The sequence below is a fragment of the Actinoplanes sp. NBRC 103695 genome, assembly GCF_030269485.1.
In the GTDB taxonomy this organism is placed as follows: domain Bacteria; phylum Actinomycetota; class Actinomycetes; order Mycobacteriales; family Micromonosporaceae; genus Actinoplanes.
In genome coordinates this window covers 198,352-210,762 of the sequence record NZ_BSTL01000001.1, presented here as the reverse complement: position 1 = coordinate 210,762, position 12,411 = coordinate 198,352, and the positions used below count along the sequence as shown (strand labels likewise).

Genomic DNA, 12,411 nt, shown 5'->3' with positions numbered 1-12,411 from the left:
AATCCGAGGTGTGACTGCGGTCACATGAGGTCGGCGGTCGGACGGCGGTGCCGATCGTCACCGTCATGGTGTTTCTGGCTGGTGATCGGGACAAAATCGTCGTCTCGGACGAGCGTCTCGTCGTGCCCGGGGGCGCCGTGACCTGGCACGGGCCGATCGAGGAAGCACGCGCCCGGGGACGGGACCAGGTCGACGTGCCCGGCTCTTCGTTCCGCGCGTACCTGGTCGCCGTGGCCGTCACCGGGCTGACCTGCGCGGTCGCCCTGAGCCTCGACGCCCTGACGGCGGCACGCGTCTGCGGCCTGCTGCTCCTGGCCGCGACCGTCCGGGCGGCCCTGATCCATCGGCACACCAGCCAGATCGCGGCTCGGCTGCGCGACGGCAGCGCCTACGCGATCAGCGACCCGGAGGACCGGGCCACGTTCACTTCCGCGCTCACGGTCCTGCCGGCCGCGCAGGTCGAGGAGATCGGGGCGCTGCTCCGCAGGCGGCAGCGGCTCCGGGAGATCCGCGCCGAGCTCGACGCCCGCGGCACGGCCGGCCTGCCACCCGGCTGCCTCGAGGCGGACCGCGAGCACCGGGCACGGACCGACGAGCTGTGGGCCGAGACCGAACACGCCCTCGGTGAACGGCTGACTGCCGTCTCACGGTAGATCCCACCAAGGCCATCGTGGTGCCTGAAGTCCTGGTTCCGCCGCGAGATCGCTGAGCGGCTGCCGTCCTGCCGCATCCTCTACCGGACGTGAGCCCTCTACCGGACGTGAGCCCGGAACGCGGCCAGGGTGTCGGCGAGAATGTCGGGGCCCGGGCGTGCCCACAGCTCCTCGTCGAAGACCTCGACCTCGATCGGGCCGGTGAAGCCGGTCGCGTCGACGGCCTCGCGGAAGCGGCGCGTCTCGACCACGCCGGTGCCGGGCAGGCCTCGGCCCAGCAGGACGCCCGCCGGCAGGGGCGTGACCCAGTCGGCGACCTGGAAGCAGGCGATCCGGTCCTCCCGGCCGGCCCTCTCGATCTGCGCCCAGATGGTGTCGTCCCACCACAGGTGGTAGGTGTCCAGGGCCACACCGACCGCGGCCGGCGGATAGGGCGCGGCCAGGTCGAGGGCCTGCGCCAGGGTCGACACCACGCAGCGGTCGGAGGCGAACATCGGGTGCAGCGGCTCGATCGCCAGCCGGACGCCCGCGGCCAGGGCGTGCGGGACCAGGTCGCCGATGCGTTCGCCGACGCGGGCGCGGGCGCCGTCGATGTCGCGGCTGCCGGCGGGGAGGCCACCGGAGACGAGCAGCAGCACCGGAGCGCCGACGGTCACGGCCTCGTCGACGGCCCGCTTGTTCTCGTCCAGCCAGCCGTCGGTGTGGAAGAAGCCGCCGCGGCACAGCGACGTCACGGTCAGGCCGTGGTCGTCCATCAGGCGGCGGGACTTCTCCACCCCGTACGCCTGAATGTCCTCCCGCCAGAGCCCGACGCGCGTCACCCCGGCCTCGACGCACCCGGCCGCGAGGGACGGCAGCGGCCAGTACTTCGTGGTGGCCTGGTTGAGCGAGAACCGGCCGGTCACTGGGACACCCCCGCGGTGGTGAAGAAGGCGCGTGCCCGATGGGCGGCGAGCTCGGCGCCGGGCAGCAGGCCGGAGGCGTCGGCGAGGCGCAACAGCTCGGCCAGGTGGGCGGGCGAGCGACCGCTCTGTGCACCGGCCACCATCGTGAAGTGCTCCTGCCGTCCCGCCAGCCAGGACAGGAAGACGATGCCGGTCTTGTAGAACCAGGTGGGACGCCCGAAGAGGTGGCGGGCGAAGGTCACGGTGGGTTCAAAAATCCTCTGGTACGCGGTGAGATCACGCTCATCGAGCGCACGGAGGGCAGCGGCGGCCGGAGCGGCGACGGCGGCGAAGACCCCGAGCAGCGCGTCCGAATACCCCTGGTCGTCGCCCTGGATCAGCGCCGGGTAGTTGAAGTCGTCGCCGGTGTAGAGGCGCACCCCGGCGGGCAGGCGGCGGCGCAGGGCCACCTCGAAGTCGTGGTCGAGCAGCGAGAGCTTGATGCCGTCCACCTTGGACGGATGCGCGGCGATCAGCTCGACGACCGTGTCGGCGGCGTGCACGGGATCGCCGGAACCCCAGTATCCGGCCAGCGCCGGGTCGAACGCGGGGCCCAGCCAGTGCAGGATCACCGGCCGGCCGGCATCGGCGAGCAGCCCGCCGTACAGCTGGAGGTAGTCCTTCGCCTCCGAGGTCGAGGCGGCCAGGTTGCGGCTGCACATCAGCACCGGCAGCGCCCCGGCCTCCTGGACGTCGGCGAGCTGCTCCGCGTAGGCCTTGCGGATGTCGTCGAGCGGGTGCGGGCCGGGCGCGAGCTGGTCGGTGGCCACCCCGGCGCAGATCCGGCCGCCGGCGCTCCGTGCCTCGGCGCAGGAGCGGCGGATCAGCTCGCGGGCCTGCGGGTAGTCCAGGCCCATGCCGCGCTGGGCGGTGTCCATCGCCTCGGCCACCCCGAAGCCGTACGACCACAGGTGCCGGCGGGCGGCCAGGGTGGCGTCCCAGTCGAGGACGGGCGGGGCGCCGGGCACGTTCTCCGCCGCCGGATCGGCGACCACGTGCGCCGCGGCGTACGCGATCCTGCTCTGAAAGGGTGAAGCGGGAGTGGCCCACTCGGCGCCCGAACCGCTCAGGGTGAAGGACCCGCCCGGGAGGTTGACGGTGGCGCTCACAGCGAGGGCACCTCGATGCGGCGGCCCTCGCGGGCCGACTGCAGACCCAGCTCGGCCAGTTGCACCCCGCGCGCTCCGGCCCACAGATCCCACGTGTACGGAGCGTCCTCGGCGACGTGGCGCAGGAACATCTCCCACTGCGCCTTGAAACCGTTGTCGAACTCCTCGTTGTCCGGCACCTCGGTCCACTGCTCGCGGAAACGCTCGGTGGCCGGGAGGTCGGGATTCCACACCGGCTTGGGCGTGGCCGACCGGTGCTGCGCCCGGCACCGGCGCAACCCGGCGACGGCGCTGCCCTCGGTGCCGTCCACCTGGAACTCGACGAGTTCGTCGCGGAAGACGCGAACCGCCCACGACGAGTTGATCTGGGCGACGATGCCGCTCTCCAGCTCGAAGATCCCGTACGCGGCGTCGTCGGCGGTCGCCTCGTACCGCTCCCCCGCCTCGTCCCACCGCTCGCCGATGTGGGTGGTCACGTGCGCGGTGACGGCGCGGACGTGACCGAAGATCTGCTCGAGCACGTAGTGCCAGTGCGGGAACATGTCGACCGTGATGCCGCCACCGTCCTGCGACCGGTAGTTCCAGCTCGGGCGCTGCGCGTCCTGCCAGTCGCCCTCGAACACCCAGTAGCCGAACTCGCCGCGCACCGACAGCACCCGCCCGAAGAAGCCGCCGTCGACCAGCCGTTTCAGCTTGAGCAGCCCGGGCAGGAACAGCTTGTCCTGCACGACGCCGTGCTTCACGCCGGCCGCGTCGGCCTTGCGGGCGAGCTCGACCGCGCCGGACAGCGTGGTGGCCGTCGGCTTCTCGGTGTAGATGTGCTTGCCGGCGGCGATCGCGGCGGTGATCGCCTTCTCCCGCTCGCTGGTCACCTGCGAGTCGAAGTAGATCGACACGTCGTCGCGGGCGAGTGCCGCGTCCAGGTCGGTGGCCACCTCGCTGAGCCCGTGCCGGTCGGCGATGTCGCGCAGCTTCGCCTCGTTGCGCCCGGCCAGGATGATCTCCGGCCACAGGACGGTGCCGTCGCGCAGCGGGACGCCGCCCTGCTCGCGGATGGCGAGCAGGGACCGGACCAGATGTTGGCGATAGCCCATCCGGCCGGTCACACCGTTCAGCAGGATTCCGATCGGTACGCGCGTCGCCATCGGCCGAACCTCCAGAGGTAAGCGCTTTCCTGGCACGTTACCGGTTTTTTCGGGAAGTTCGCTAGGGTGCAACCGTGGCAACTCTCGCGGACGTGGCGCGGCGGGCCGGCGTGTCCACCGCGACCGTCTCGCGCATCATCAACAACAGTCCCAAGCCGGTCGGCGAGGCACTGCGCGAGCGGGTCCTGGCGGCCGTCGCCGAGCTCCAGTTCGTGCCCAACGCCAACGCGCAGCAGCTCGCCCGGGCCGACCGGACCGCGGTCGGGGTGGTCGTCCACGACGTGTCCGACCCCTACTTCGCCGAGATCACCCGCGGGCTGCAACGGGTCGCCACCGAGCACGGCCGCCTGGTCATCATCTGCAACAGCTACCGCGATCCGGAGCGCGAACTCGCGTACGTCGACCTGCTGCACGCCCACCAGACGGCGGCGATCGTGCTGGCCGGGTCCGGTTACCACGACGCACCGATCACCGCCCGGCTGGACCGCAAGCTGCGCCTCTACGAGGACACCGGCGGCCGGGTCGCGGTCATCGGCCGCCACCAGCACGCGGGCGACGCGATCGTGCCGGAGAACGAGCACGGCGGCTGGCTGGCGGCCGACGCCCTCTACCGCCTCGGGCACACCACGATCGGGGTGATCGCCGGCCCGCGCCACCTGACCACGACCACCGACCGGCTGTCCGGCCTGCGCCGGGCGGCGCGCGACCACGGTCACCGCCTGACGACCAGGCACATCGAGTACGCCGACTTCGGCCGCGACGGGGGCATGGCGGCCACGTCGACGCTGCTCGACCGGATCCCGGGACTGACCGCGATCGCGGCGCTGAACGACTCGATGGCCGTCGGGGCGCTGGCCTGCCTGCGGGCCCGCGGGATCGACGTGCCCGGCCGGGTGAGCCTGATCGGCTTCGACGACATGCCGATCTCCGTCGACGTCACGCCGGCGCTCAGCACCGTACGGCTGCCTCTGGAAGAGATCGGCGTCCGCGCGATGTCGCTGGTGCTGCGCTCCCCCGCGACCGACGGGCCGCAGGTCGAGCACGCGGAGGCCACCCTCGTCCTCCGCGACAGCACCGCCGGACCATACTCCGCTTGACGTTATATAACGCCGCACGTAGTGTGTCGCCGTGCAAGAAGCCACCTTCCTCATCCTGACCGCGCTCGCGGCCGAGCCGCTGCACGGCTACGGGATCATCCAGTCCGTACAGACCCTCTCCGACGGGGAGGTGAACCTGCGACCCGGGACGCTCTACGGCGCTCTCGACCGGCTCGCCGACCAAGGCCTGATCACGGCCGACCGGGAAGAAACCGTCGACGGGCGGCTGCGTCGGTACTACCGGCTCAGCGACAGCGGGGCCGGCGCCCTCACCGCCCAGGCGGCACGACTCCGCAAGCGGGTCGCCGCCGCCGAGACCCAGCTCGGCCGATGGGGGCTCGCATGAGCCGCCTTCTGCTGGCCGCCTACCCGGCCCGGATGCGCCGCCGCCACGGGCCCGAGCTCGTCAGCACCCTCGCCGACGTGACCGGCGGGCATCCCTCCTCCGCCGACCATCTGCGCCTGGCGATCGACGGCCTGCGCGAGCGGTTCCGGCTCCCGGCGGTGCGGCCGATCGGCGTGGTCACCGCGGTCCTGGCCATGGTGGTCGGCGGCGCGCTGGGCCTGCTCGGCGGATCATGGGCGGGCGAACAGGCCCATTCCCCGGTGCCGGCCGTCGGCCCGCTGATGCCGCAGATCCTCGGTCCGGACGCGCGGCCCACGCAGACCACGCACGAGCGCTTCGCCCTGTCGATCACGTCGCCCATCGGCGCGGCCGGCCTCGAGCCGTCGGTGCGGGAGATCCACACCCGGCTCACCGCGGCCGGCTGGGACGTCACCGCCATCAAGCAGGACCGCGGCCAGCCCGGCTTCTCGGCTCGGACCGGTGACCTGCGCGTCTCGGTGCAGGGCTACACCGACCTGACCGTGTCGGTGATGGGTTATCCGGTACGCCCCGCCGCCTACCTGCCGCTGCTCCTCGGCGGCCTGGCGATCGGGTTGCTCGCCGGCTGGCTGATCGGCGCGGCCCTCGCCCACCGGCTGGCGGCCTCCCCGCACCGATTCCCGGCACTCGTCACGGGCGCCCTCGGCGCGGCGCTCCTGCTCGTGCCGGCCGGGCGGCTCTACCAGGGCCTCTACCTCTACCTCAGTGACGACGACGGCAACGGGGTCGGCAAGCTCGCGCACGACGCGCTCGCCTGGATGCCCTGGCCCCTCCGCGACACGTCCGCGTTCCCCGACACCCTCGGGCCCGGGCTGCGCACGCTCGCGATCGGGCTCGCCGTGATCGGGCTCGCGGCGGTCTTCGCCCGGCCACCACACCAGGTCCGCGGCGAGGCCGTCACACCATGAGGTGAACCGGCAGTCCACCTTCCGCCCGGATGGCGACCCGCCCAGAAACGCGGGTCGCCATCCGGCGCCAGCCCCGGCCGGGCAGCTCGCCGACCAGGGGGCGCGCGAAGATCCGCGACACGCGGGCCGCCACCTCCCCCGCCCCTGCTCGCGACACGCGGGCCGCCGCCACCGCGCCCCCGCTCGCGACACGCGGGCCGCCGCCACCGCGCCCCCGCTCGCGACACGCGGGCCGCCGCCACCCCGCCCTCGCTCGCGACACGCGGGCCGCCGCCACCGCGCCCCCGCTCGCGACACGCGGGCCGCCGCCACCGCGCCCCCGCTCGCGACACGCGGGCCGCCGCCACCGCGCCCCCGCTCGCGACACGCGGGCCGCCGCCACCCCCACCCCTGTTGGGTGGGCAGGAATGTAGCGGGTGGGTACGACACTTTCGCACGGTTGTCCACAGGCATGATGGGTGCGTGTCTCCGCGCCGGCGTCTTCTGGTCGTGGCTGCCGGCGTACTCGTCGCGGCGGTCTTGATCTTTGTGGGTGTGCGCCTGGTCCTGGGCCGGAGCGGCGACTCCGGCGAGCGGCCCGACCAGGGCACGCCGGGCACGGTCATCCTGGTTCCCGGGTACGGCGGCAGCCAGGTCTCGCTGACCCGCCTGGCCCAGGTGCTGACCGCCGCCGGCCGGACCGCGACCGTCGTCACGCTGCCCGAGGGCGGCACCGGTGACCTGCTCAAACAGTCCGACACCCTGGACACGGTGGTCCGCGCGGCCCTGGACGGTGGCGCGCCCTCGGTCGACGTGATCGGCTACTCGGCCGGCGGCGTCGTCACCCGCCTCTGGGTGGACCGGCACGCCGGCGCGACCGTGGCCCGCCGCATCATCACGCTCGGCTCTCCCCTGCACGGCGCGAACCTCGCCGGCGCCGGAGCCGCGCTCGCCCCGGGCGCCTGTCCGCGGGCCTGCCGCCAGCTCGCCCCGGGCAGCGACGTGCTCGACCGCATCGACGACGAGGACCTGCCCGACGGCCTGCCCTGGCTGAGCATCTGGACGTCGGACGACGAGACGGTCCAGCCGCCCGAGTCCGCCGTCCTCGACGGGGCCGTCAACCTGCGGATCCAGAGCATCTGCCCGTCGGCGACGGTCTCGCACGGCGCCCTGCCCACCGACCCGGCGGTGACCGCCGTGGTCCTCGCCGCCTTGGGCACCGCGCCCCTGGCAGCGCCGGTAAGCTGCCCGGTCTGATGACCGTGCTGCTGCTGGAACCGATGAGCCGGGCCGAGTCCGACGCGTGGCGGGGCGACGTCGTCCGGGCCTACGCCGCCGAGCAGATGGCGGCCGGCGCGTGGCCGGCGGACGAGGCGGTCGAGCAGGCGGCGCGGTCGAACGACGCCCTGCTGCCCGGCGGCTTCGACACCGAGGGCATGAGACCTCCGGCTTCGAGGTCGTGACGCGGCAGATGCGCAAGCCGGTCAGCTGACATCCGTTCCGGAGCGAACTTTGTGACCCACCACATAGGGCTTCGTGATCCGTCGCCGGCCTCCGCAGCGATCAACCGTTTGTGAGAGCGAACGTGCCGGACGAGGAGCGCCTGCTGCGCCTCGTCGCCAAGGGTGACCTGGCGGCGTTCGACGAGCTGTACCGCAGGACGTCCCCGGCGGTCGCGGTCCGGCTGCGGCGGCGCTGTTCCGACGACGGGCTCGTCGCCGAGGTCCTGCAGGACACCTATCTCACCGTCTGGCGGGCCGCCGGGTCGTTCGCCGATCTGCGGCCGCGTGGCGGTGGGGCGGCCGGCTGGCTCTGGACGATCGCCGCCCGCCGGCTGGTCGACGCCCTGCGCCGGCAGTCCCGGCGGCTGGAGACGCCCGCCGAGGAGCTGCCCGCGGTCAGCACGCCGGCCGCCGAGGACGAGGCGCTGGCCCGCACGGTCGGCGGCGAGCTCGGCGCCGCTCTGGCCCAGCTCGCGCCCGAGTTGCGGGCGGTGCTGCGGGCCATGGTGCTGGACGGGCTCACCGTCCGCGAGACATCGGTCCTGCTGGGGCTGCCCGAGGGCACGGTCAAGAGCCGGGCGCGGCGGGCCCGCAACGCGATGAAGGAGGCACTCTCATGACCGCACATGTGCCGGTCGCGGTGCTGACGGCGTACGCCACCGGGGAGCTCGGCGCCGACGATGCGATGGCCTGGCCGGTGGAGGCGCATCTGGAGACGTGCGCCCAGTGCCAGGACAGGCTGGCCGGGCTGATCCCCGCGCCGGTGGGCGAGATGCTCGCCGAGACCCGGACCGCCATCCTGGCGCGGGCCCGCAACGGCCCGAAACCCGCCCGGCGCCGGCGCCTGCGCCGGCTGACGCACCGATGGGCCGCGTGGTCGGTGTTCCCGTGGGCGCTGGTGACGCTGATGGCGGTCATCGCCGCGTTCCTGCTCGACGCGGCGTTCCCGGTGCGGTCGGCGGTGGTGCTGTTGCTGGCCCCGGTCGCACCCCTGGGCGGGCTCGCGGTGGCGTGGTCGCGGCGCTGGGATCCGGCGTGGGAGACCGTCGCCGGTACGGCCCGGGCCGGCCTCGAGCTGCTGCTGCGGCGCACGGTGGTGGTCCTGGCGACCGTGCTGCCACTGCTCGCCGCGGTGGGCTGGCGCCTCGGCACGAATCCGGCTCTGTGGCTGCTGCCCTGCCTGACGTTCACCGCCGCGGCGCTGCTGCTCGGCGGCCTGATCGGGGTGAGCCGGGCGGCCGTGCTGCTCGGCGGCGCCTGGGTGCTGGCGATCGTCCTCCCCGCGCTCGTCACGGTCCGCATGCCGGTGTTCGTCCAGACGGAGAGCCTGCCCGGGTGGGCGGTGACCGCGGTGGCTCTCATCGGCTTGACCATTCTCCGCGCCGGCGACCACCGGCACCTGAGCAAGTAACAGCGATCACCGGCACCTGTGCCCGTGACAGAAGGAGCATTCATGGTTCGCGCAGTCAGCGCCGGCGAAGTGGCGCCGTCGACCCAGGCCTGGCAGGTCGAGGCCACCGGCCTGCGGGTCAAGGCGGGCTCCCGGCTCGCCGTCGACGGGCTCGACCTCATGCTGGCCCCCGGCGTGCACGGGCTGCTCGGCCCCAACGGCGCCGGCAAGACCACCCTCATGCGGGCGCTGGCGACCGTGATCAAGCCGAAGGACGGCCGGCTGCGGCTGCTCGGCCACGACGTCAGGGACCGCCGTTCGCTGCGGGCGTTGCGGTCCCGGCTCGGCTATCTGCCCCAGCAGTTCGGCTTCTACCCGAAGTTCACCGTCCGCGACTACGTCGAGTACATGGCCTGGCTGCGCGAGGTGCCCGCCGCGGACGTCCCGGCCGCCACCCAGCGCGCCATCGACCGGGTCGGGCTGACCGACCGCGCCGGCTCGCGGCTCAAGTCGTTGTCCGGCGGGATGCTGCGCCGGGCCGGCATCGCCCAGGCGATCGTCAACGAGCCCGACCTGCTGCTGCTCGACGAGCCGACGGTCGGCCTCGACCCCGAGCAACGGGTCGAGTTCCGGGAGCTGTTGCGCGACCTCGGCGACGCGTCGTGCGTGCTGGTCTCCACCCATCTGGTCGAGGACGTGGTGGCCGCCTGCAGCGACGTCCTGCTCCTCGACCAGGGGCGGCTGGCCTTCCGCGGGCTGCCCGCCGACCTGGCCCGGGCCGGCGCGAGCGACGGTGTCGGCGACAGTGCCGCCGAGCGGGGCTACTCGGTGCTCCTGCGTGACCACCGGAGCGCCGCATGATCCGCGTCATCCGCACCGAGCTGCGCCGGTCCAACGCCATCCCGCTCGTCATCCTGCTGATTCTGGCGAGTGCGCTGGTGCTCGCCGCGACGATGCACCAGTGGAACCGGCAGTTGCTGCTCTTCTCCTACCAGCAGGCGGCCTCGCTGTTGCTGCTCGTACCGCTGGCACTGGCCGGCGGCGCCACGCTCGGCCGGCGGGAGAGGCGCACCCGGGCCACCGAACTGATGGACAGCACCGGGCGGCCGCGCTGGCAGAAGGTCACCCCGCCCGCGGCCGCGCTGGCCGTGGCCGTGGCCGGGGTGCACCTGCTGACCCTCGCCGTCGGCGCCACCATGATCGGCACGACCGGCGGTCTCCTCAACGCCACCGCCGCACTGCCGGCCCTGGTGGACATCACCGTCCTCGTCGGCGCCGTGTGGCTGGGCTTCGCCGCCGCACGGGCCTGGCCGACGCCGGCGCTGCCCGCGGCGCTGGCCGCACTCATCCTCGTCGCGCAGGTCGCCGTGGAGTCCACCGCCGAGGACAGCAGGCTGCGCAGCCTCACGCTCAACCTGCCGCCGCCGGGAAACACCTGGGAGTCGTTCACCACCGAGGCGCTGCTGGGACGTCTGGCGCTCGGTGCCGGCCTGCTCCTGGGCGGTCTGCTGCTCGGCGCCGGCGCGTCCCGGCTGCTACGCGCCGCGGGCCTCGCCGTGGCCGCCGCGGGGGTGGTGCTCACCGTCGTCATCACACCCCTCGGACCGGGCAGCCGGTACCAGGTGGACGCCGCCGCGCAACGCCTGGTCTGCGCCGACGGCACACCGCAGGTGTGTGTGACCGCGGTGTACGCCTACGAACTGCCCACCGTCACCCCGGCGGTGCGCCGGGCACTCACCCTGCTCGCCAAACTGCCCGGCGCACCCTCCCGCGCGGTCCAGTGGCGTGCCGACGCCGCCTCCACCTTCGACCCCGCACAGTTCCGGGGCACCACACCGAAGGTCGAACCCGGCACGGTCCTGTTCCGCATCGCCCCCGGCAACCGCCTCTTGGGCACCGGCGACCTGTTCCGCACGAAGGCGCTGGACCCTGTGGCCCTCACCGCGAACATCGTCAACGGCGCCGGCACCACGATGAACGGCTGCCGGCTCGGCGACGAGGTGGCGCTGGGTGCCGCGGGCGCCTGGCTGATGGACGTCGACGTGCTGCCCCTGACCGACAACCAGTTCACCTACGACGACGGCGCCCGCGCCGAGATTGCGGCGACCGTCAGAGCCCTGCGGGAACTCCCGCCCCAGGAGCAGGTGCGTCGGGTGACCGCCCTGCGGGACGCGGCCAACGCCTGCCGGAACGACGACCTGCGCAGCATCCTGGCCGGGGAGCCGACCGCGTGATCACCCGCTGGCTGCCGCTCTACCTGCGCTCGCGGCGTGTCCCGCTGACCGCGACGATCTCGCTCGCCGCGGTGGCCCTCGTCGCGGTGCTCTGGTCGGCCGGGGCGGACCGGCCCGAGGTGGACCCGAGCCTCGCCGCCCTCACGGTCGTGCTCGGTCTCGCCCCGCTGATCACCACACTGGCCGGCGACGACGACGCGCTGGAGAAGACGGCGGCGCTGCCCTGGCCGCCGAGGCGCGTGCTGCATCTGATCGGCGCCGGCGCGTTCGTCGCCGTCATGCTGCTCAGCGCCCGGGCGGCCGGCGCCGACTTCGGGCCCGCCTGGCAGATCATCCGCAACAGCGCCGGCCTGGCCGGGCTGATCGGGCTCGGCGTCGCGCTGGTCGGCACCCGGCTCGCCTGGACCGTCCCGATCGTCTGGACGGCACTGCAGGCGATGCTCGCCGCCCCGGGCGGGCCGGGCTGGCGGCAGTGCCTGTTCTGGCTGATCCAGCCGGTGAGCAGCGTCCCGGCAGCGGTCACGGCGGCGGCGTTGCTGGTGGCGGGGCTTCTGACGTACGCGGTGCGGGTCAGCCCGCCCACCCCGCCGACCGAAGCCGAGTCCGGCGGATAACGCGTCAGTCCAGCAGTTCGCCGCAGGTGACGTTGGTGATCGCGCCGGCGATGGCACTCGCGTGGTCGGATCGCGCACGCCCTCGACGCGGTCGTCACGCGCAGGTTCGGCTTCCGGACCGGCGACGGCACCTGGCTCGTCTCCGGCGAGCCGTTCAGCCCGGACACCGTCGCGGCCCGGGTGAAACTCGGGACCACCGAACTGTGGCAGCTCAACGCCGACTTCCACCATCCGGTCCACATCCACCTGAGCCCGTTCCAGGTCCTCGCCCGAGGCAGCGGCGGGCCTGGACCCTACGACGCCGGGTGGAAGGACACGATCGACCTGCGGCCCGGCGAACAGGCCAAGATCCTCATCCACTTCGACGGCTACCCGGGCAAGTACGTGTTCCACTGCCACAACCTCGAGCACGAGGACATGGCCATGATGGCCAACTTCACCGCCACCTGAG

At 73.5% G+C, this 12,411-nt stretch carries 15 protein-coding genes; 12 read left to right on the top strand and 3 right to left on the bottom strand.

Annotated elements, in window-relative coordinates; genetic code table 11:
• Positions 1-65: 65 nt before the first annotated feature.
• On the top strand, positions 66-653 hold the full coding sequence (locus QSK31_RS00865) for a hypothetical protein (protein WP_285680007.1): 588 nt from the start codon (positions 66-68) through the stop codon (positions 651-653).
• A gap of 98 nt (positions 654-751) precedes the next feature.
• Here QSK31_RS00865 and QSK31_RS00860 read toward each other — a convergent pair whose 3' ends face one another.
• The 3 genes from QSK31_RS00860 to QSK31_RS00850 are packed head-to-tail and all read right to left on the bottom strand — an operon-like array spanning position 752 to position 3,851.
• The gene (locus QSK31_RS00860) at positions 752-1,558 is read right to left on the bottom strand and encodes a sugar phosphate isomerase/epimerase family protein (protein ID WP_285680005.1); all 807 of its coding nucleotides are present in this window, start codon (positions 1,556-1,558) and stop codon (positions 752-754) included.
• On the bottom strand, positions 1,555-2,706 hold the full coding sequence (locus tag QSK31_RS00855) for a dihydrodipicolinate synthase family protein (protein ID WP_285680003.1): 1,152 nt from the start codon (positions 2,704-2,706) through the stop codon (positions 1,555-1,557). Before QSK31_RS00855 ends, QSK31_RS00860 begins: the two co-directional genes overlap by 4 nt.
• Positions 2,703-3,851 (bottom strand): Gfo/Idh/MocA family protein, encoded by a 1,149-nt coding sequence (locus QSK31_RS00850; RefSeq protein WP_285680001.1) that lies wholly within the window; start codon positions 3,849-3,851, stop codon positions 2,703-2,705. Before QSK31_RS00850 ends, QSK31_RS00855 begins: the two co-directional genes overlap by 4 nt.
• Before the next feature lie 74 nt (positions 3,852-3,925).
• Here QSK31_RS00850 and QSK31_RS00845 point away from each other — a divergent pair, with 74 nt between their 5' ends.
• The 11 genes from QSK31_RS00845 (at position 3,926) to QSK31_RS00795 (ending at position 12,410) form a co-directional block, all read left to right on the top strand.
• Positions 3,926-4,948, top strand: coding sequence for a LacI family DNA-binding transcriptional regulator (locus QSK31_RS00845; RefSeq protein ID WP_285680000.1), 1,023 nt, complete (start codon positions 3,926-3,928; stop codon positions 4,946-4,948).
• Positions 4,949-4,979: 31 nt separating this feature from the next.
• Positions 4,980-5,294, top strand: a complete 315-nt coding sequence (locus QSK31_RS00840; protein WP_285679999.1) for a PadR family transcriptional regulator — start codon at positions 4,980-4,982, stop codon at positions 5,292-5,294.
• Entirely contained in the window at positions 5,291-6,241 is a 951-nt protein-coding gene (locus tag QSK31_RS00835; RefSeq protein ID WP_285679997.1) for a hypothetical protein, read from the top strand. The genes QSK31_RS00840 and QSK31_RS00835 overlap by 4 nt, the downstream gene beginning before the upstream one ends.
• A gap of 462 nt (positions 6,242-6,703) precedes the next feature.
• Positions 6,704-7,477: an alpha/beta hydrolase gene (locus tag QSK31_RS00830; RefSeq protein WP_285679995.1), complete on the top strand. Its 774-nt coding sequence runs from the start codon at positions 6,704-6,706 to the stop codon at positions 7,475-7,477.
• A complete protein-coding gene (locus tag QSK31_RS00825) occupies positions 7,477-7,683 on the top strand; it encodes a hypothetical protein (RefSeq protein ID WP_285679994.1) in 207 nt (68 codons plus the stop codon). Before QSK31_RS00830 ends, QSK31_RS00825 begins: the two co-directional genes overlap by 1 nt.
• Positions 7,684-7,793: 110 nt before the next feature.
• A complete protein-coding gene (locus tag QSK31_RS00820; RefSeq protein ID WP_285679993.1) occupies positions 7,794-8,342 on the top strand; it encodes an RNA polymerase sigma factor in 549 nt (182 codons plus the stop codon).
• Complete coding sequence (locus tag QSK31_RS00815) at positions 8,339-9,133, top strand: cupin domain-containing protein (protein ID WP_285679992.1); 795 nt, start codon at positions 8,339-8,341, stop codon at positions 9,131-9,133. Before QSK31_RS00820 ends, QSK31_RS00815 begins: the two co-directional genes overlap by 4 nt.
• Before the next feature lie 42 nt (positions 9,134-9,175).
• Positions 9,176-9,973 (top strand): ATP-binding cassette domain-containing protein, encoded by a 798-nt coding sequence (locus QSK31_RS00810; RefSeq protein WP_285679991.1) that lies wholly within the window; start codon positions 9,176-9,178, stop codon positions 9,971-9,973.
• The gene (locus QSK31_RS00805; RefSeq protein ID WP_285679989.1) at positions 9,970-11,346 is read left to right on the top strand and encodes a hypothetical protein; all 1,377 of its coding nucleotides are present in this window, start codon (positions 9,970-9,972) and stop codon (positions 11,344-11,346) included. Before QSK31_RS00810 ends, QSK31_RS00805 begins: the two co-directional genes overlap by 4 nt.
• Positions 11,343-11,960 carry a hypothetical protein gene (locus tag QSK31_RS00800; RefSeq protein ID WP_285679987.1) on the top strand — a complete coding sequence of 206 codons (618 nt, stop codon included), beginning with the start codon at positions 11,343-11,345 and terminating at the stop codon, positions 11,958-11,960. The genes QSK31_RS00805 and QSK31_RS00800 overlap by 4 nt, the downstream gene beginning before the upstream one ends.
• A gap of 69 nt (positions 11,961-12,029) precedes the next feature.
• Entirely contained in the window at positions 12,030-12,410 is a 381-nt protein-coding gene (locus QSK31_RS00795) for a multicopper oxidase domain-containing protein (RefSeq protein ID WP_285680453.1), read from the top strand.
• Position 12,411 lies beyond the last annotated feature (1 nt).